The following is a 19,782-nucleotide window of genomic DNA, read 5'->3' on the forward strand; positions in this document are numbered from 1 at the left end:
GGTCGGCGTACCCCCACGACTGGCGCCGGACGGCTGTCGGGGTCCCCGGTGCGCGGGCGATAGTCGAGTTGGTTTCGTAACCTTCGGCCGGGAGGGCGCCGTGATCCACGAGGTCGACCTGTGCCTGCGGCGCCTGGTGCGGGACGACCCGCTGCTGGGCGGCGAGGTGGACGTGGCGTTCGAGGCGCCCACCAAGGAGTGGGCTTCGCGCCGCAACGCGCCCACGGTGAACGTCTACCTCTACGACGTGCGCGAGGATATGCGGCGCAGACAGCGCGGCCTGCACAACGAGTACACCGACGGCGTGGTCGTCGCACGGCACCTGCCGCCCCGTTATTTCAAGCTGTCCTACCTGGTCACCGCCTGGACCCAGCGCCCGGAGGACGAGCACCGGCTGCTCGCCTCGCTGCTGAGCCGGTTCCTGCGCTACGAGGCCATCCCGCCGGACCTGCTGGAGGGCTCGCTGGCCGAGCTGGGCCTGCCGCTGCCGCTGACCATCGCGCTGCCGCCACCGGAGGACCGCGCGTTCGCCGATGTGTGGAGCGCGCTGGGCGGCGAGCTGAAACCGTCGCTGGACCTGGTGGTGTCCGCGCCCATGGAGACCGGGCGGGTGTTCCCGGCCGGGCCGCCCGCGCGCGAGGGCATGCGGCTGGCGGTCGAGGGCGACGAGCCGGTGGCGCACGACCCGGTCGTGGCCGAGTCGCGGCTGGACCCGGGCGCGGGCTGGCGCACGGTCGGGCGCACCGCTCCACCGGTGGGCGCGATGCGGCGGGAGGAGCGGACGTGACCGTGCACCTGTTCGACCGGCTCGCGCGCCTGGAGCAGCGCATCCGGGACGCGGTGGCGCTGCGGCGCGCGGGCGACCCGAACCCGGACGACCCCTTCCGCGGCCTCTACCTGTCGGACGAGACGATCGACGCGCTGTTCGACGACCACCGCTCGGCGTTCCCGCCGCCCGACCTGGACCTCACCGGGCTGTCGGACCGGCTGGCCAGGGTGGTGCCGTTGAGCCCGCTGGACACCGAGCTGCTGCTCATCGCCGTCGCGCCGGACGTCGACAGCCGGTTCGAGCAGTTCTACGGCTACCTCAACGACGACGTCACCCGCCGCCGCGCCAGCGTCGGCCTCGCCCTGCGGCTGTGCGGCCTGTCGGAGGCCTCGGCGCCCGCGCGGGCCCGGTTGGACGCCGACGCGCCGTTGATCACCGCCGGTCTGGTGGTGGTCGAGGACCGCGACCGGCCGTTGCTCTCCCGCGCGCTGCGGGTGCCCGACCGGGTCGTGGCGCACCTGCTCGGCGACACCCGGATGGATCCCGCGATCGCCGCCTACGCGGATGTGATGACCGAGGCGGAGCAACTGCCCGGGGTCGACATGCTGGCGCGCGCGTTCACCGGCGGCGTGCGGGCGGTCTACCTGCGCGAGCACCCGGGCTGCGGCGCGCGCGAGACCGCGACGGCCGCGCTGGCCGCCGCGGGGTTCGCCGCGCTGGTGGTCGACGCCCGTCGGATACCATCCACAATGGATGGTGTGGACACCGCTCGGGGGCTGTTGCGGGAGGCGTTGCTGCGCGGCGCGGGGATCGTGGTCGGGCCGATCGAGGGGGAGACCTCGCTGCTGGAACCGTTGCACCACGCATCGGTACCGGTGGTCGTGCACGGGACGACGGTGTGGGACCCGGCTTGGAGTCGCACGCCGCCGGTCCACCACGACGTGCGCCCGCTGACCGCCGCCACCCGTACCCGGATCTGGCGCACCTGCCTGGCCGGGCAACTGGCGCCGGACACGGACCCGGCCCGTGTCACCGCACACTTCGTCCTCGGGCCCGGTCAGATCCGGCACGCGGCGCGCGCGGCCGAACTGGCGGCGGTGGCGAGCGGGGGACCGGTGCGTGTCGAACACCTCCGCGCGGGCGCGCGCGGACAGAACGCCGCCGGACTGCAACGACTCGCACGGCGCGTGGAACCCGCCGTCGGGTGGGACGATCTCGTGCTGCCCGACCCGGTTCTTTCCGGCCTGCGGGAGCTGGCGGCTCGCGCGCGGCACCGCGACATCGTGCTGGAGGAGTGGCGGATGCGCCCCGGCGGCGGGCGCGGGCGCGGGGTGACCGGGCTGCTGGCGGGTGACTCCGGGACGGGCAAGACGATGTCCGCCGAGGTGATTGCCGGTTCGCTGGGCATGGACCTGTACACGGTCAACCTGGCCACCGTGGTCGACAAGTACGTGGGGGAGACGGAGAAGAACCTGGAGCGGATCTTCTCCGAGGCGGCCGGGGTGAACGGCGTGCTGCTGTTCGACGAGGCCGACGCCATCTTCGGCAAACGCTCCGAGGTGCGCGACGCGCACGACCGCTACGCCAACATCGAGAGCGCGTACCTGTTGCAGCGCATGGAGACCTTCGAGGGCATCGCCCTGCTCTCGACCAACCTGCGGGCCAACCTGGACGACGCGTTCACCCGCAGGTTGGACGTCGTGGTCGACTTCCCGCTGCCGGACGAGCCACTGCGCAGACAGCTGTGGGACCGTTGCCTCGGCCCGGCCCTGCCCCGCTCGGACGACCTGGACCTGGACTTCCTGGCGGACTCGTTCGAGCTGGCGGGCGGCCACATCCGGTCCGCCGCGATCACCGCCGCCTACCTGGCCGCCGACTCCGGCGAACCGGTCTCGATGGCGCGGCTGGTGGGCGCGGTGGCGCGGGAGTACCGGAAGCTCGGGCGGCTGTGCCTGGAACGCGAGTTCGGTCCGTATCTGGGGCTGGCCGTCGCACCGTAGGCTAGGCGCTGTCCTGCAAGTCCGGCACGCGCTATCCGCGCCCGCGTGGTCTCCGGCCGCACGGGCGGAAAGCCCAAGTACAACCCGGTACGTGCGGCTTCCCGCCCGCACGCCCAGAGACCACGCGGATCACGGATCCCGCGCACCAGACTTACCGGACAGCGCCTAGGTGGTTTGCTGCCGTGGTGGGAAGTTCCGGCCTTTCGGGCCGTCGCGGGATCGGCTGTTCGGCGGCTGGCCCGCGCGCGGCGAACCTCTAGCCTTGCCCCTGTTTCCCGGCCAGACGGGGGTGTGCGATGCGTCGAATCCTGTTCGCCATGGCGGCGTTGCTGGTGGCCGCGCTGCTGGTGCCCGTGCGCTTCGCGTGGGCCGAGCCGCCGGACGAGGAGGACGGCGGTCCCGCCGCGCCGTTCGAGGCCGGCTACGTGCAGAAGACGATCCCGGGCCAGGAGCTGCCCCGGCACGCTTACGACGACGCCGCGGCCCAGGCCGACAAGCTGCCCGCGGTCGGCGGCTCCTGGAACCTGGTCGGGCCGAGCAACATCGGCGGCCGGATCGTGGACCTGGCCGTGGATCCGCGCAAGCGGGACGCGCTGTACGTGGCCACCGCGTCCGGCGGCCTGTGGCGGTCGACCGACGCGGGCGCCACCTTCGCCCCCGCTTGGCCGGAGAACCTCACCCAGGCGCTCGGCTCCGTGGCCGTGGCGCCGGACGGCACGCTCTACGTCGGCACCGGCGAGGCCAACCCCGGCGGCGGCAGCATCACCTACACCGGCACCGGGCTGTACAAGTCCACCGACGGCGGTCGCAAATGGACGAACATCGGCCTGCGCGACTCCGGCGCCATCGGCAAGGTCGTCATCGACCCCACCGATCCGCGCCGGATCTTCGTCGCCGCCACCGGGTCCCTGTTCAACCAGGGTGGCGACCGTGGCGTCTACCGCACGCTCGACGGCGGCCGCAGCTGGACCCGCGTGCTCGACGGTGTCGACGACACCACCGGCGCCAGTGAGGTCATGTTCGACCCCAAGGATCCCAAGCGGGTCTTCGCCGTGCTGTGGGACCACCGCAGGCAACCCGACAAGCGTTCCTACAGCGGTCCTGGATCCGGTGTCTACCGGTCCACCGATGGTGGCGACACCTGGAAGCGGCTGGACGCACTGGTTCCCGCCGCAGCGGACCTCGGGCGCATCGGCATCGGCATCGCCCCGTCCGACCCGCACCGGATGTACGCGATCATCGGCCGCGGCACCGACGCCACCAACGAGTTCGGCGGCTTCGCCACCTCCGCCGACGGCGGCGACACCTGGACCGCACTGCCCGACAACCCGGACCTGGAGGAGTCGCAGTCCAGCTACGCCTGGTGGTTCGGCAAGATCTGGGTCGACCCGCGCGACGCCGCGCACCTGCACGTCGCAGGCGTGGCGCTGATGACCAGCCACGACGGCGGCCGCACCTGGACCGGCGACGGAGAGACCGTCCACGGCGACCAGCACGCGATGATGTGGGACCCTGCGCAACCCGCACGCGTGTATCTCGGCAACGACGGCGGCCTGTACCGGTCGGAGAACGATGGGGACAGCGGCTGGGTGAAGGCCACCTACGAGCCGTTCACCCAGTTCTACGGCGTGTCCACCAGCCCCCAGGACACCACCCGGTTCGCGGGCGGCGCCCAGGACAACGGCGCGCTGCGCTCGTGGGGCCCGAAGGGCTGGGACCCGTATGTGGACGGCGACGGCGAGCAGACGCTGATCAACCCGTCCGCCAAGGACAACGTGTTCGGCTGCTACCAGTACGGCAACTGCTTCCGCTCCACCGACGGCGGCACCACGACCGTCGACTTCACCGACAAGACCACCGCCGACCGCCGGAACTGGTTCACCCCGGTGCAGTTCGACCCCACCGACCCGAACGTCCTCTACTACGGCGGCAACCGCCTCAACCGCTCCACCGACAACGGGGTGACGTGGACGCCGATCAGCCCGGACCTGACCGGCGGACCCGGCCGCGACATCTACCCGTACGGCACCATCACCACGGTCGCCGCCGCCAAGTCCGACCCGCGCACCCTGTACGTGGGCACCGACGACGGCCGCGTCTGGCGCACCGGCGACCTCGGCGGCACCTGGACCCTCGTACTCTCCGGCCAGCCCTGGGTGACCCGCGTGACGGTCGACCCGCGCCGCGCCGACACGGTGTACGTGACCCTGTCCGGCTACCGCGCGGGCTCGCCCCAACCCCACATCCTGATGTCCCGCGACGGCGGCCGGGCCTGGACCGACCTGTCCGGCAACCTGCCGCGGGCACCGGTCAACGACGTCGTCATCGGCACCGGCAACATCCTCTACATCGCCACCGACCAGGGCGTCTTCGCCACCCTCGGCGGCCTGGACCACTGGGTCCGCCTGGGCCACCTGCCCCTGGTCCCGGTCACCGACCTCTCCTACGACGCGAGCGCCCACCGCCTGGTAGCAGCCACCTTCGGTCGCGGCATGTACCAGATCAAGGTGCCTTAGACGCGGCAGCCAGAGTCCACACCGAACTTCCGGTCAAACCCCTCCTTCCCCCTACGCAACCGCACCTCAGGGGCACCGTGACGCAACCGCCCCACGGTGCCCCGTAGACGTAACCGTTCACACGCGACGTGACCACCCGTTGAAATTCCGGGGAGGCGGCCCAGTAGCTTGCGGGCATGACTGATCTGGTTGACGGGCTTGCGTTGGCGGAGTTGGTCATCGAGAAGGTGCGGCAGGAGCCGACCCGGTCGATGTTCGACTACTTCACGCTGCCCTGGGTGGACGGCGAGCCCAGTCCGATGGGCGCGGACGAGCTGGCCGAGGTCCGGTTCCCGTCCGGCCGCCCGCTCTCGCCCAGCCTGCGTGCCTGGCTGGCGTTCGACACCAGCCTGTTCGACCGGTTCGGCTGGTTCGACGAGAACGGCGACCTCGCCCCGCGCACCCTGGCGGAACTGGTCGCCGACGAGTACGGCGAGCCGTGGACCGAGGTGTACGCGCCGGTGGCGGGCGGGTTCCCGGAGTGCTTCCTGCTGCCCGGCGGCTCCGACTCCCGCCGCGTGCTCACGGTCGGCGAGCCGGACGCGACCGGCGAGTACCCGGTGCTGGCCCTGGACATCGACGACATGCCGTTCGTCGGGCTGATGTACCCGGGTTTCGACGTCTACCTCGCCGAGACCGCGGGCCTGCTCAAGCTGGAGTTCGAGTCCTACACGTCGCTCGCCGAGGACCCGCGCTACCTGCGTCGCATGCACCAGCACGGCAAGAACTACTTCGGCGGCGACGTCTGCTACGAGTACCCGTTCGACTGACACGCCGCTAGAACAGGCCGCGGTCCCGTGCGTGGATCGCGGCCTGTGTGCGGTCGCGCAGACCGAGGCGGCCGAGGATACGGGAGACGTGGTTCTTGACCGTGCCCTCGCTCAGGTAGAGGCGGCCCGCGATCTCCCGGTTGGTGGCGCCGCGCGCGATCAGGCGGAGGATCTCGGTCTCCCGCTCGGTCAGCGCGTCGACCGTGGGCACCGGCGCGGCGAGGGCGGCCGCGACGTGTCGGGCGGCGGACGCGTCGAGCTGGGTGACACCGGCGTGCGCGAGTCGGATGGCGTCGGCCAGTTCCGCGGCGGGCAGGTCCTTGAGCAGGTAACCGGCGGCGCCCGCGCGCAACGCGCGCACCACCAGTTCCTCGTCGTCGAAGGTCGTCAGCATCACGACCCGGCAGCCCGGGGCCCGGGTGCGCAGCGCGGCGACCGCGGCCACACCGTCCATCCCGGGCATGCGCACGTCCATCAGCACCAGGTCCGGGGCCAGCGCGAGCGTCCGCTCCACCGCCTCCGCCCCGTCCGCCGCGGTCCCGATCACCTCGACACCCGCCTGTAGCCCCAGCAACGACGCGATGCCCTCGCGGATCAACCGCTGGTCGTCGACCACGAGAACACGCACGCTCATGTGCTCACCGCTCCGACCGGTATGCGCGTCATCACGAGCCCACCGTCATCGTCACCGTCGTGCCCACGCCCGGAGCACTGTCCACCGCCACCACCCCACCGACCAACGCCGCGCGTTCCCGCAGCCCCACCAGCCCGAACCCGGAAGTCTGCTCCTGCGGCCGGAATCCACGACCGTCGTCGCACACCGCCAGCCGCACCTCACTCGCGGTGAACGCCACGGTCACCGTCACCCGGGACGCCCCGCCGTGGCGACGTGCGTTGGTCAACGCCTCCTGCGCCGCCCGGTAGAGCGTGGCCATCGCGGCCTGGTCGATCGGCCGCTCGACCCCCTCGACCCGCAGCACCGTGTCGCTCGCACCGTCCACCATCTCGCCGAGCGCGGCCACGAGCGAGACCGGCGTGCGCAATGCCCCGACCGAGGCCCGCACATCCGCCAACGCGGACCGCGCCGACTCGCGCGCATCGGTCACCGCCCGGTCGGCCACCACGGCATCGTGCGCGCGGAACGCCTCCGCCTTCGCCAATTGCACCGAGATCGCGGTGAGATAGTGCCCGAGGCTGTCGTGGATGTCCCGCGCCATCCGGTTGCGTTCCGTGGCGACCGACAGCTCGGCGATCCGCCCCGCCGCCCGCCGTTCCCGCACCACCAGATCGGCCATGGCCACTGCCAGGATCAGGCCGAGGCCGAACATCAGCAGGTCGGAGACGTAGGTGCTCTCGCGGTACCACCCAGGGATCCAGATCGTGTACCCGGCGACGAGAAGCCCCAGGCACAGGCCACCCGACACGAGACCCGCCGCCCGGCCGAGGCTGAGGTAGGCCAGGAATGGCAGCAGCACGAACAACGCCCGCGACAACCCCGACTCGTCGAGCACCGCCACCAGACCGAACAACACCAGCCGTGCCGCCAGGAACACCACGGCCCCGCGCCCGACCTGCCCGAACCGCGCCGCGACCGGCTCCAGCGCGAACAACGCCGCGATCCCCGCGCAGAACCCCACGGCCCGCAGCGGGTCGACCGGCCCGAGCCCGGCGAGCACCCAGTACAGCTCCGCCACCAGCACGACCCCGTACACCGCGCCGGTCACCCACAACCCCACCCGCCTGCTCACGCGCCGAGGTTACGCCCGTGGCTCCGGCACGCGCCGATTCCGTGGCCGTCCGACACATGACTTCCGGCCGAGGCGCACATGACCCGCCGCGCCTACTCCGGCCGCTCGTCACTCCCGCGCCGCCCGCGCCCGCTCCTAGTGTGGAAGTCACGAATTCCCGAGCCAGCAAGGAATCCCATGCCTACCTACCGCCTGGCCGCCTGGTGCGGCATCGTCGCCGGACTGCTCATCACGATCCCGTCGGCCATCGAGATCGCCACCGGCGAGACGGCGGCGACCAGCCTCCTTCTCGGCATCTCGCCCGCCCTCGCCGCCCCGCTGGTGGTCGCCCTGCACCTGCGGCAACAGCACCGGACCGGCACCTTCGCGTTCACCCTCAACCTGATCGGCCTCGGACTCTTCGGCGGCGCCGCCTTCCTGCTCAACGAAGGCGTGTTCTACCTTTCCGAGCCCGTCGCGAAGGAACTGCTGCAAGGCCCGACGAAACCGGTCCTGTTGGCCTGCGCGGCAATCTTTGCCGCGGGCACGATCGCGTTCAGCGTCACCATGACACGGGCGCGCGTTCACCCGCGGATCCCGTCCATCACCTACGGCGTCGTCCTGCCCGTCCTAGCGCTCGCCGCGCCGCTGCCGGACAACCTGGTCATCAGCGGCCTGCACATCACCTCGGGTCTCACCCTGGTCTGGCTCGGCGCGGCCCTGGCAGGCTACAGCAATCGCAATGCCGGGAACACGAACTCGGACAGGCCGCTCACCAGGTCCGCCACAGTGGAGTCCGACGCGATGTCCGCCCGGTCGTAGACGACGACCACCTCGACGACGGTGTGGCCGACCACCGCGCGCACGAGCCAACGGTCCCGCGCCCGAGCCTCGTCGTGCCGGGAGTGATACCGCGAACTCATGTCCACGCGATACGCGGGCACACCCAGCAGCGGCGGGACACCGGCACTCATGGACGCGTCGCGGAACCCGATGTCGGTGGAGTCGTCGGGGATCCGCAGCGTCGGACACGCGGCTACCTCGTCGGCCAGGTCCGAGAAGTCCGGCGGTCCCTGCGGGTACGAGGTGACCGTCACCAGCATCGAGATCGGGTTGCCGGGCCGGAGCCGCATGCCGCGCACAGCCTTGGCGGCGTGCGGCCGTTCGTGTTCGTCCGTCGCGTGGCCGAGGAGGACCTCCGCGCACGACGTCGGCGTCACCCCGTGCCAGTCGACCTCGGTCGGCGGGTCCGGGGTGGCGTCGAACGCGGCGACATACCCGTCCACCACCGCGTCGGCCTCCGCCTGGGAGAGGATCCGACCGGGGTCGTGCTCGGGCCGCTGTTGCTTCTGCGCCACGCGTTGCAGGACGCGCGGTATGTCGTCGGCCGCCGCGGTCACCGGTGTCAGCTTTCCGCCGACCAGCGCGAACACGAACACCACGAACACGACCGCGACGATCGACGGCGTGAACCATGGGGGAGGGGCCGTAGCTCTCGACGCCCTCGCTGCCGCGACCAGAACCGCCGAAACCGGCAGCGCCGACACCGCGATGACCAGCACGAGCCACACCGGAGCCCGCAGGTTCTCGAACACATCAGGCCCGGGGGTGATGAGGCGCAGTGACCCGCCTGCCAGCAGCGCGGTCGTCAACGCCACCGCCAACGCCCCAGGCAGTGCCCCGGTTTGACGGCTCCGCACCCACTGCACGACCGCCGCACAGCACCCGGCGACCGCGCACACCCACCACTGTTGGCGGGGTAACAGGTCGTCCGAGGTCATCGGTTCGGTGGCACCCGGCCAGACCGCCACGACCACCACGGCGGCCATGGCGGCCGCTGCGGTGATCAGCAGGGCCTGCCAAGGGACACGACGGTCAGGACGGCGGGCGAGCGTGAACACGATCAACGCGACGGCAGCCACCAGGATCGCGTGCCGGGGGAGACCGTACCGGCCGATGTTCACCGCGAGATAGCGGTCGACAAGGAGGTCTTGGAAGTCGATGTGCGTCAAGACGACGAGGTACGCGCCCTGCCACAGCGACGCCAGAACCGCCCCGACGACCACGATCGCGGCCACCACGGCGACAACGTTCGACCGGCGGGCCAGCGCGGCCGCAAGGGTCGCGGTGATGATCGTCCCACCGAGGGTGACCACCGCCAGTGTCGCGGCCGTGATGGCTGTGTCGGTGATGGTGTGGGTGTAGGCGATGTCGGGGGAGGTTGCCGCTCCCGGTAGGCGGACGAAGAACCCGAGGACCAACCCCACTGTCCCGCCCAGCACTGACGGCCACCGATTACCCGGCCGCTGCACCCACGCGGGTAGCACTACCGCCGCCCACAGCAGGTAGGTGATCCAGATGGCGTAGTCGGTCTCGGTGCCGAGCACCATGACATTGATCGGGTACGCGACCTGGTAGAACGCCATGACCACCAGACCGGCGACGGCGCTGAACACGAACCCGCCCTCGCCCGGCAACACCTTCCCCGCACGTCGGGCGGCCATCGTCGGATGCGTGGCGAACGGGTTCCACCGCAGGCTCGACCTCTTGTCCTGCCGCCCGGCGAACGTACGCGTCCGGGCGTCCGGACCGAGCACCGACGTCGCGACCGCGTCCGCGACGAACTCCCGCCTGCGCAACAACGCCGCCCGCGCGACCAACACTGCCGCCGACAGGCCCGCTGCCGACGCCAGCGCCGTCCGGTAGAGACCCAACGCGTCACCGGGATATGCCACCAACGAGATCACGGCGGCGAGGAGCGTCGGCACGGCCAGGAACCCGGTCCACCGGGCGGCCGCCGCCCACGCGGAGTCCCGCGCCAGGACGTGCGCCAGTTCGTGCACGGCGATGAACGGGAAGTCCCGGCGGACACTGTCCACCTGGGCCGCCGCGATGGCCACCACCGGGCGGCGGAACGGGAACTCCATCGTCCACGCCGGTCGCCCGTCGGCGGTCAACAGCAGGACCGGCCTGCGTCGCCCGGTGAGCCCGAACGAGTCGCACCAGGCCTCGAAGTACTGCCGCGCGGCCGGATGCCGATCCCCGGCCCGCCGGAGCCTGCCGAGTCTGATCCACGCACCGCCCAACGTGCACGACAGCACGATGAGCGGCAAGGCAACGGCGCCCGCGAGAGTGGTCAGTCCGAACGAACGCAGGACGTCGGTCGTGCACTGCGCGAACTTCGCCATCGTATCCGGCGACGCGGACCGCCCATCGGGAACGGTGATGATCCCCTGCCCCGTGAGGCAGGCCCGGCCACCCTGGTAGTCGCCCAGGCCGCGCACGACGGCCAATGCCTCGCCCGCCGCCGCACCCAAGGCCAGCACCATGACCACGACGAGCGGATACGCCCACCGCGTCCGCGCGTCAGGTGTTCGCACGCCCGTCCGCCTCGGCCTCGACGATCGCGGCGATCAGATGCCTGCACACGGCCACGGCCGCGCGTTCCGCATCCTCGGGAGACATCCCCTGTTCCAGGCACTGCCGGACCAACTCACCACGCACCTGCGGCACGGCTGCCTGCTGCACCCAGATCGCGGTCGACGGCCGAACCTTCCGTCTGCGTTGCCGGTGCTCCTGGTAGCGCACCACCACGACCGCACCGCTCAACTGCGTGACCAGGCCGATCAGCAGGGGATAGACAATGTCGACGAACAGCGACGGCTCGACCCCGGACCCCACCGAACCACCACGCGACCACGGCACCCGCCAGCGAGAACCACGCTCGTACCGATCGGTGACCTCATCCAGCCGATCGAGCTGCTCCGGACACAGATCCCGAACCATCTCGTGCGCCAACCGCGCCAACGGCACCTCGACCCCGCGCTCATCATTCGCGAACACGCACACCCTCCCTGTCACCGGGCGTCCAGAACGCTAGACGATCAAGACACCGCGCGGGCGCGAATGCACGTGCATCACCGGAGTGGACGAACGGACCGGTATTCGTGAATACATCTCACAACCGAGGCAACCACACAGCCACATCGGCCAGGGCGTCCAGGGTGGAGCTGTCGACCTTGCCCGCAACGGTTTCCGTCTCGGCTACCACCATCGTCTTTCCCTCGATACGAGACTCGTAGTGATAACCGGTGAACTTCACGTGCGCCAAGCCGAGAACGGCGGCACCGAGCGGAACGATATCCCCGCTGCCCCCGATTTTCTCGACCTTCTCACAACCCTCGGCATCATCTTTCGAGGCAAATCCCACGCGGACGACCGAGATGACAGCGGCGTTGCCGCGCCCGTCGCCGACCGCGTACAACTCACGGTGCAGGGACGTGCATCGATGCTCGGCGAGGTAGTCGCGAACCCGACTGGTCGAGTCGGCCAGGCACTCGACCTCCTGTTTCGCGGCCTGCTTCAACTTCTTGAGCTTGAACCGGTTGAACGCCTCGTCGGTCTTCCCGCGTTTCGCGGACTTCTTCCCCTCCGCTTTCCGGGCCTCCAGGTTCCTCCCCGGCAGTGAATCGACCACGTCGTCCACCAGATTGTCCGACAACACATCCACGACGGCTTCGCCCCCGGCCGCACCCGCACCCCCGAGACTCAATCCCCCACCACCGAGCACCACCGCGATCGCTATCGCCGCCACGGCTTTCCCGCCCCCGCCTTTCGGCGGAGTCAGCGGATACCTCGTCCCGTCCGGCCTCGTACGGATCTCGACCACGTCACCCTCTCTCCGCTATCCACCGGCCTCCCTGCCGGGTCGGCGATACTACGCACACGGGATGGCGGAGGTTGCGCACACAGCCATTCTGTCCAGCTAATGTCGCGCTCGCAGGCGGCTGCGGCCATGGCCGTCGCGGTCACCCCCGCCCAGGCCATGTATCACAGGGTCGAGCTCACCGATGGCGGATCGAGCGGTGCGGCGATTGGCCTACACCCCCACGATCCGAGTCGAGTTCAGCCAGGACTGCTGCGACTGACCCCACCGCGCCCGCAGCCCGGGCGCTACCAGGGCACGGTTCCGTTGTCGTTGAAGAAACCCCCCGGTCGGCCCATCATCGGCCAACCAAATCACCCGATGCGCACGCCGTCCTGGATCCGCCGCGCGGTGTATAACGTGGCGCAAGGGGGAGGGAGTTGATGTCGTGTCGGGTGCTTACCGCGTGGCGAGCCTGACCAAGAGATACCCGCGTGCCGATCTGGCCGCCGTCGATGATGTGAGTTTCGAGATCGGCGAGGGCGAGATATTCGGGCTGCTCGGCGACAACGGTGCCGGGAAAACGACCTTGGTACGGCATCCCCGACTGGCTGATCACCCTCAGCCACGTCAGCCCGACCAGCTACGGCGCCTCGGCGATCCGCCAGGTCGTGCTCGGACCGGTGACCGGCAGGCTCTGGCTGGACGTGGGCGTGCTGGCGCTGGTCACCGCGATGAGCCTGTGGCTGGTGGGGCATAAGCTGCCCTGGCACCAGAAATGAGTCACTCAGCGGGATACACGTGGTGAGGCGCGGGTGATCGGTGCTCGAACAGCCGCCACGCCTCCACATTGCGGCCCGAACAGGCCGGGAACGCCTGGGTGTCCAGCCCACCCTCGGTGGTGATGCTGGGATTGCGACAGGCGGTATCGCCAGCGGTATGGGATACCGCAGTGGCCGCGACCGCAACCACGTTGAGACCTGTAGTCGATGGTCTAGACGCCCTTCGGGCCGGACAGCGCGGCGACCAGCTCCCGCGCGCCGGAGTGGTGCGGGTGGAGCTTGGCGGCCTGCACGATCCACGCCTGCCGATCCGCCAGCCGGGAGGAATGGATAGCGGAGGCCGCCTCGATCGCGCTATGGGCAGCCTGCACCCCGGCATCACAGCCGCCGACACGCAGCATGGCCGCTGCGATCGCGAGTCCATCGCTAGCGCGGGCCCTCGCGTTGGTGTCCGGGCGTGCGTCGCGGGAGGCGGTAGCGTGCTGGAGGGCCTGTTCGCCATAGGAGCGATTGCGCGCCGATAGCGCGTTGTATGCCATTCCCGCGATGCCGTGAATTTCGGCGTGGTTCATGAACTCTAGGTATTTCGGGGCGTCACCGCGGCTGCTGTCCAACTCGATTGAAGCGCGGGTGAGAAGTGCTTGCACTTGCTGCGGTTTACCCATCTCGCCGTACGCCCACGCGCTATTGACGGACATGAGCGCCGAGGCGTGGGGGGTGTCGGTATCTTGGGCGACGGTTTGCCCCAAATTGAACATCTTCAAAGCCCCGTCAGGGTCTTTGGCGTGCAGGAATATCCTGCCCAGTTGCCACAAAATGGTGGCTGCGAGGTCTAGTTGATCGCAGTCCCGAGCAAGGGAAAGACCTGTGGCCAAGTGTTTCTTAGCGGACGCGTGGTCTCCGGTGTCGAACGCGGCCCATCCTGCGACGCTATGGAGGTCGGCGTGGGCTGTCTGAATGCGTCGCTTCACCGCGTCGCTGGCGGGCGCTGCCGCCAAGCTTTCCGCCCAGCTCAGGCACCCGTTCGCGGCGGCCCGCACCGCGCCCCCGCCCAGTAGATCATCTTGGGTCCACAGGAGCTGAACGGCGTTTTCTAGGGCGACAGCGTCAGAGTTGCCAACCTTGCCCGGGAGTGCGACTCCCGGAGCTGGCGACCCGGTCGACGCGGCCAGGCGGTCTAGGTCGACTTCTGACAGCCCGCCCACAATCGCGGCCTGAGCCATCAGCGCAAAGAACATCCTTCGGTGCACCGCTTCTCCTTCCCTGGTGTCTCGGGCGCCGTGACGCACCAGTGCCCCGCGCTCGTCCACCGCCAACGGGTCAGCACCCGGCGCGTACGCCAGGCCCATCAGGCCCCGAGGGATACCCAGTCCTGTCGCGATCCGATCCAGCACCGCGTACGCCTGAACCATGTGGCGGCGGTTCATGATCCGCGACACGTCCGGCTGTGTGTGACCGGTTAGTGCCGCGATCCGCCCTTGTGAAACACCCGCCCGTTTGAGCAGGTGAAACACGGTCGCTATGTCGTGATTTGCCAGCGCGGCCCGCATGGCCGGGGCGTCCCACAAGGTGGGGTCTATCGGGGCTCTGGCTTCAGTATCGCCGACGTTCACGTTCCTGCCTCCGGATGCTCCCCGACGCGTCTGGTCCCACGGTAGCTGACCGGCTGCGCACCGTGACCCGTTTAGAGCAGTGCGCCAGCCCCAGAACTGGGGGTATGTGCCAAGCACATACCCCCAGCACATGGGCTCGCCGTGCCTGCGCTCCATGCCCAACCACATGAGCGCGGGGTCGTGCGCGATTCGCCACCCCGGTAACAGGCTGTGACCGGCACAGCCACACAACACAAGGTGGGACACCCCATGGCCGAAGCCGCAGACCTCGACACGTTCTGGTTGAACCTGTACCTCGGGCAGCTGCGACAACGGGGCTGGTATGTCGGACCGCTCGGCGACCCACACCGGCCGTTGGCGCTCGGCGCGGCCCTGGCGCGGCCCACGGAAGTGGACGTGGTCATGGTCTGGAGCTCGCAGGCCCTGGCCTACCGGGCACCCCGCATCGACCAGGCGGGACGGTTCGACCCGCTGCGCCCCCTGTGGGTCAGCGCTCACTACCGGGGCGCAGTGTCGTGGGTGTTGCGGTGGGCGCTGACGCTGGACCCGCCCGACACCTCCCGCTCGGTGCTGTATGCGGTTGGTCCCAATTTCGCGGCTCCACACAGCGCGATATCAACCAAATTTTCTTACGCGCCAACACAAACACTGGCATCGTAAACCCGCAGGCCCTTCGCCCACTACAGGGAAACCGTGGCTGCAACAACACCCCTAACCAAGGAACTTCTGTCATGACCACCGCTTTGGTGATTGGCCGTCACGTGCCCTATGTCACCAGCTGGACCAGCGAAACCAACCCACCCCGCCCCCGGATTATCGTCCGCCCCGACGGCTGCGGAATCGGTTATGCCGACGAAACCATGACCGACCGCGATAAACAGGGCGTGCTCTGGAGCCGCGTCCCCTTCACACCCGGCGTCGGAAAACCCGTGTTCGGCGCGGTGCACTCCCTACGCCAGCGGCGGGCGATGCGCCGACTGTTGTGTCAAGTCTGCGGACAACCAGCCGACCACATCAGCACCGGTGTGCTGTGGATGTTGCGCGACTACCGCCATGACTGGGACAGCTGGCCCGCTGGCATGGGCGTCACCGAGCCACCGATTTGCCGGGCCTGCGCCACCCACTCCGCCCAAGCCTGCCCCGCCCTGCGCCGCGGCTACGTCCTCGTGCGCGTCGCCGCGCATCCTGTCGTTGGGGTTCACGGCATCATCTACCACCCCGACAGCCAGCTTCGACCCGACATCGCCACCCGCGAGTTCCACGACCCCCTCATCCGTTGGACGGTTGCGCACTCATCGTGAAGGCACCGCCCCGGCCGAACGCGGTGCTTTCCACCACCAACCCCACGACCCGGGCGTTCAGCCTCCGGAAGATACGGTCGAACATGGTCTCCCGCTGGGAGAACGCGTCCGCCCGCCGGGGATAACGCATGTCGTAGCTGCCCGACAACACCCGATCCCGGTAGACGACCCGGAACGGGCACTGCACATGCAGGCGCATCTCCGCGTCCCCTCGCGCGAAACCCACCTCGCAGATGTCCACGGTCCGACCGAACCCGGTCAACGTGCTACCGCGCAACGCGTCCAGCGCGGCTTCCAGCTCGTGCGGAGAACCCAATCGACCCCCAGTGTCGCGACCAGCCTGACGCGACCAGGGCCTCGCCCGCCACTGGATTTCCGGGAACGGGATCAACCCGGCCGACCCGCTGGAACGGGCCGGCCGGGCGAGTCTCACAGCGCGCCGGGCGGGACGACCTCGGCCGCGCCGACCGCCACCTTCTCCGGTTCCACCGGCCGCTTGCGCAGCCGGGGCAGGACCACGAAGACGACCAGCGCCGCCGCACCGCCGTAGGCGACGGCCATGGTCAGACTCATCGTCAGCGGGCTGGTGCCGCCCAGCGAGACCAGGGGCGCCACGATCGGGCCGACCGCGAACGACGTCGTACCCAGCAGGGCCGCCGCCGTGCCCGCGCGGGCGCCGTGGTCGGCCAGGGCGAGGGCCGAGCCGTTGGACTGGGCGCCGCCGCCGACCATCATCATCAGCGCCAGCGCCACCAGCAGGGCCGCCAGCCCGGCGTCGAACACCACGGACACCAGCATCGCCAGCGCGGCCAGCGCCGTGGTGACCGTGCCGATCGTGTACATCCGGGCCGGTCCCGCGCGGCGCACGACCGCGCGGTTGATCTGTGCCCCGACCACGGACATGACCGCGTTGGCGGCGAAGCACACGCTGAACGCCTGCGGGCTCAGACCGTAGCTGTCCTGCAGCACGAAGCTGATCGACGCCAGGTACGTGAAGAACGCGATGCCGCCGAACGCGCCCGCCACCAGGAAGCCCAGGAACAGCCGGTCCTTGAGCACCACGCCGAACTCGCCCGCACCGCTGCCGGTGGCCCGCCTCGACTCGGGTGGCAGGCTCTCCGGCAACAGCAGCCAGGCCAGTACGAACAGCAGCACCCCGACCCCGGCCAGCACGGCGAAGATGCCGCGCCAGCCGATCAGCGGGGCCAGCTGGCCGCCGACGACCGGGGCCACGATCGGGGCGATGGCCCCGACCGTGGTCAGCATCGCCAGCAGCCGCACCAGCTCGGCGCCCTCGGTCAGGTCGCGGGCGACGGCCAGGCAGACCACGATCCCGGCCGACCCGCTCAGCCCCTGGAAGAACCGCGCGGCCAGCAGCAGCTCGATGTTCGGCGTGATCGCGCAGACCACCGAGAGCACCGCGAACAGACCCACCCCGACCAGCAGCGGTCGGCGCCTGCCCAGCCGGTCGCTGAGCGGGCCGACCACCAGCTGGCCGAGCGCCAGACCGAGCATGCAGGCCGACATGGTGGCCTGGGCCAGGCTCTGGCTGGTGTGCAGCTGGTCGGCCAGCTCGGGCAGCGCGGGCATGTACAGGTCCATCGAGATGGGCCCGAACATCTCCAGCAGGCCCAGGACGATGGCGACCCGGCGCAGGCTCACGACGTGGTTTTCAGGATCCGCCGCAGGAACGACAGCCTGGTCTCCACGGCCGTGCGGGACACCTCGGCGTCCGGGGAGAACCCGGAGAAGCCGTGGTACCCGCCCGCCCACACGTGCAGCTCGGCCTGCCCGCCGGTGGCCCAGATCCGCAGCGCGTACTCGGTGGCCTCGTCCCGGAACGTCTCCGCCGCGCCCACGTCGATGAACGCGGGCGGCAGGTTCGACAGGTCCGGGTGCCGGGTCGGCGCCTGGTAGCGGTCCACCTGGTCGGTGCCGCGCAGCGGACCGAGGATGGCGTTCCAGGCGGTGTCGTTGTTGTTGCGGTCCCACGCGCCGATCCCGTCGTACTGCCGGGACGACACCGTCTCGTTGCGGTCGTCGATCATCGGGCACATCAGCAGCTGCCCGGCGATCGCGGGCCCGTTGCGGTCGCGGGCCAGCAGCGACACGCCCGCGGACAGGCCGCCGCCCGCGCTGGCGCCCATGACCACGATCCGGTCGCGGTCCACGCCCAGCTCCTCGGCGTGCTCGGCCAGCCACACCAGGCCCGCGTAGCAGTCCTCGACCGCGGCCGGGGCCGGGTTCTCCGGCGCCAGCCGGTACTCGACCGACACGCCGACCGCGCCGAAGCGCAGCGCGTCGTCGATGAGTCCGTCGATGCCGAAGAACCGGGTGCCCAGGACCATCCCGCCGCCGTGGATGCTGTAGAACGCGGGCGCCGGGGTGACCAGGTCACGGGGCCGCACGATGGTCAGCACGATGTCGGGCGCGCCTGCCGGGCCGGGGACCACGTGGTCCTCGACGTCGACCGGCTGGTCGCCGACGATCACCTCGACCGGCGGGATGATGGTGGCGAAGTGGTCCCGGTTGACCAGGATCGTGTCCGCGCGCAGCGGGATCTGCTCGACCAGGTCGAGGAAGGCGGCCAGGCCCGGTTCGAGCTCCGGGTCGTAGGGGACCGGCTTGTACTGTTCGGCCGTCACGCGCCCACCAGCCCGAGCACCCGGCGCAGCCAGGAGTTGCGGGTCTCCAGCGCGATCCTGCTGACCGGCCAGTCCGGCACGTACATGTCGAACCCGTGGAACGCGCCGCTCCACACGTGCAGCTCCGCCTGGCCGCCGGTCGCCCAGATGCGCAGCGCGTACTGGGTGTCCTCGTCGCGGAACGGCTCCGCGCTGCCGACCTCGATGAACGCGGGCGGCAGGCCGGACAGGTCGGTGGCCCGGGTCGGCGCCGCGTAAGGCGAGACGTCGTCGGTGCCGTACTTGTCGGCCAGCAGCGACTGCCAGCCGACCAGGTTCGACTCCCGGGTCCAGGTGCCGATGCCGACGTACTGCTGGCTGGCGACCGTGGTGTTGGTGTCGTCGATCATCGGGCACAGCAGCAGCTGGCCCGCCAGGGCGGGGCCGCCCCGGTCGCGCGCCAGCAGCGACACGCCCGCGGACAGGCCGCCGCCCGCGCTGCCGCCCATGACCACGATGCGGTCCGGGTCGACGTTGAGCTCGGCGGCGTTCTTCGACATCCAGACCAGACCGGCGTAGCAGTCCTCGACCGGGGCCGGGTGCGGATGCTCGGGGGAGAGGCGGTACTCGACGTTGACCGCCACCACGCCCAGCTCCAGGACCAGCGCCAGGAGCCTGCCGACGTCCATGTTGCGGTGGCCGACCATCATGCCGCCGCCGTGGATGTTGTACAGGCCCGGCACGGGGCCGGTCAGGCCGCGTGGGGAGATGATGGTGATCTCCAGGTCGGGCGCGCCCTCGGGGCCCGGGATCAGCCGCTCGACCACGTCCACCGGGGCGTCGCCGACCGCCTCGGCGGCAGGCGCGAACTGCGCGGCCATGCCCGCGCGCATCATCGGGATGGTCTCCGGCGTCATCGGCGGCGAGTCCGGCGGCACGATGTGCGCCAGCGCCGGTTCGATGTCCGGGTCGAACGGTACGGGGGTGTGGGTCACG

At 70.3% G+C, this 19,782-nt stretch carries 18 protein-coding genes; 8 read left to right on the top strand and 10 right to left on the bottom strand.

What is annotated here, in order from left to right; all coding sequences use genetic code 11:
* Positions 1–100 precede the first annotated feature (100 nt).
* From C503_RS0104215 to C503_RS0104230, 4 genes are all read left to right on the top strand, one after another.
* Positions 101–787 (top strand): Pvc16 family protein, encoded by a 687-nt coding sequence (locus C503_RS0104215; protein WP_018680957.1) that lies wholly within the window; start codon positions 101–103, stop codon positions 785–787.
* On the top strand, positions 784–2,769 hold the full coding sequence (locus tag C503_RS0104220) for an ATP-binding protein (RefSeq protein ID WP_018680958.1): 1,986 nt from the start codon (positions 784–786) through the stop codon (positions 2,767–2,769). The genes C503_RS0104215 and C503_RS0104220 overlap by 4 nt, the downstream gene beginning before the upstream one ends.
* Positions 2,770–3,065: 296 nt before the next feature.
* Positions 3,066–5,285, top strand: coding sequence for a sialidase family protein (locus C503_RS0104225; protein ID WP_018680959.1), 2,220 nt, complete (start codon positions 3,066–3,068; stop codon positions 5,283–5,285).
* A gap of 176 nt (positions 5,286–5,461) precedes the next feature.
* Positions 5,462–6,094, top strand: a complete 633-nt coding sequence (locus tag C503_RS0104230; RefSeq protein WP_018680960.1) for a hypothetical protein — start codon at positions 5,462–5,464, stop codon at positions 6,092–6,094.
* 7 nt (positions 6,095–6,101) lie between these two features.
* Here the strand turns inward: C503_RS0104230 and C503_RS0104235 are convergent, their stop codons facing one another.
* On the bottom strand, positions 6,102–6,728 hold the full coding sequence (locus tag C503_RS0104235; RefSeq protein ID WP_018680961.1) for a response regulator: 627 nt from the start codon (positions 6,726–6,728) through the stop codon (positions 6,102–6,104).
* A 31-nt stretch (positions 6,729–6,759) separates the two neighbouring features.
* Positions 6,760–7,842 (bottom strand): sensor histidine kinase, encoded by a 1,083-nt coding sequence (locus C503_RS0104240; RefSeq protein ID WP_026315965.1) that lies wholly within the window; start codon positions 7,840–7,842, stop codon positions 6,760–6,762.
* A gap of 177 nt (positions 7,843–8,019) precedes the next feature.
* Here C503_RS0104240 and C503_RS0104245 point away from each other — a divergent pair, with 177 nt between their 5' ends.
* On the top strand, positions 8,020–8,643 hold the full coding sequence (locus tag C503_RS0104245; RefSeq protein ID WP_018680963.1) for a hypothetical protein: 624 nt from the start codon (positions 8,020–8,022) through the stop codon (positions 8,641–8,643).
* Here the strand turns inward: C503_RS0104245 and C503_RS0104250 are convergent.
* The 3 genes from C503_RS0104250 to C503_RS0104260 form a co-directional block, all read right to left on the bottom strand.
* Entirely contained in the window at positions 8,550–11,201 is a 2,652-nt protein-coding gene (locus C503_RS0104250) for a M48 family metalloprotease (protein WP_156892947.1), read from the bottom strand. The genes C503_RS0104245 and C503_RS0104250 overlap by 94 nt on opposite strands.
* Positions 11,188–11,664 carry a hypothetical protein gene (locus C503_RS0104255; RefSeq protein WP_018680965.1) on the bottom strand — a complete coding sequence of 159 codons (477 nt, stop codon included), beginning with the start codon at positions 11,662–11,664 and terminating at the stop codon, positions 11,188–11,190. Before C503_RS0104255 ends, C503_RS0104250 begins: the two co-directional genes overlap by 14 nt.
* 115 nt (positions 11,665–11,779) lie before the next feature.
* Complete coding sequence (locus C503_RS0104260; protein WP_156892948.1) at positions 11,780–12,490, bottom strand: hypothetical protein; 711 nt, start codon at positions 12,488–12,490, stop codon at positions 11,780–11,782.
* Between the two features lie 548 nt (positions 12,491–13,038).
* Here C503_RS0104260 and C503_RS47660 point away from each other — a divergent pair.
* Positions 13,039–13,248, top strand: a complete 210-nt coding sequence (locus tag C503_RS47660; protein WP_018680967.1) for an ABC transporter permease — start codon at positions 13,039–13,041, stop codon at positions 13,246–13,248.
* 212 nt (positions 13,249–13,460) lie between these two features.
* Here the strand turns inward: C503_RS47660 and C503_RS0104270 are convergent, their stop codons facing one another.
* Positions 13,461–14,861, bottom strand: coding sequence for a helix-turn-helix domain-containing protein (locus C503_RS0104270; protein WP_245572394.1), 1,401 nt, complete (start codon positions 14,859–14,861; stop codon positions 13,461–13,463).
* Between the two features lie 249 nt (positions 14,862–15,110).
* On the opposite strand from C503_RS0104270, the gene C503_RS0104275 reads away from it, so the two are divergent.
* Both C503_RS0104275 and C503_RS37840 read left to right on the top strand, forming a co-directional pair.
* Positions 15,111–15,521, top strand: a complete 411-nt coding sequence (locus C503_RS0104275; RefSeq protein ID WP_018680969.1) for a hypothetical protein — start codon at positions 15,111–15,113, stop codon at positions 15,519–15,521.
* A 71-nt stretch (positions 15,522–15,592) separates the two neighbouring features.
* The gene (locus C503_RS37840; protein WP_018680970.1) at positions 15,593–16,162 is read left to right on the top strand and encodes a hypothetical protein; all 570 of its coding nucleotides are present in this window, start codon (positions 15,593–15,595) and stop codon (positions 16,160–16,162) included.
* On the opposite strand, the gene C503_RS0104285 is transcribed toward C503_RS37840, so the two are convergent.
* From C503_RS0104285 to C503_RS0104300, 4 genes are all read right to left on the bottom strand, one after another.
* Entirely contained in the window at positions 16,131–16,478 is a 348-nt protein-coding gene (locus C503_RS0104285) for a hypothetical protein (protein ID WP_018680971.1), read from the bottom strand. The genes C503_RS37840 and C503_RS0104285 overlap by 32 nt on opposite strands.
* Before the next feature lie 113 nt (positions 16,479–16,591).
* The gene (locus C503_RS0104290; protein ID WP_018680972.1) at positions 16,592–17,824 is read right to left on the bottom strand and encodes a multidrug effflux MFS transporter; all 1,233 of its coding nucleotides are present in this window, start codon (positions 17,822–17,824) and stop codon (positions 16,592–16,594) included.
* Complete coding sequence (locus C503_RS0104295) at positions 17,821–18,807, bottom strand: alpha/beta hydrolase (protein WP_018680973.1); 987 nt, start codon at positions 18,805–18,807, stop codon at positions 17,821–17,823. The genes C503_RS0104290 and C503_RS0104295 overlap by 4 nt, the downstream gene beginning before the upstream one ends.
* Positions 18,804–19,781, bottom strand: coding sequence for an alpha/beta hydrolase (locus C503_RS0104300; RefSeq protein ID WP_018680974.1), 978 nt, complete (start codon positions 19,779–19,781; stop codon positions 18,804–18,806). Before C503_RS0104300 ends, C503_RS0104295 begins: the two co-directional genes overlap by 4 nt.
* Between the last annotated feature and the right edge of the window lies 1 nt (position 19,782).

Origin of the sequence: Actinokineospora enzanensis DSM 44649, from assembly GCF_000374445.1 — a bacterium.
Lineage (GTDB): Bacteria > Actinomycetota > Actinomycetes > Mycobacteriales > Pseudonocardiaceae > Actinokineospora > Actinokineospora enzanensis.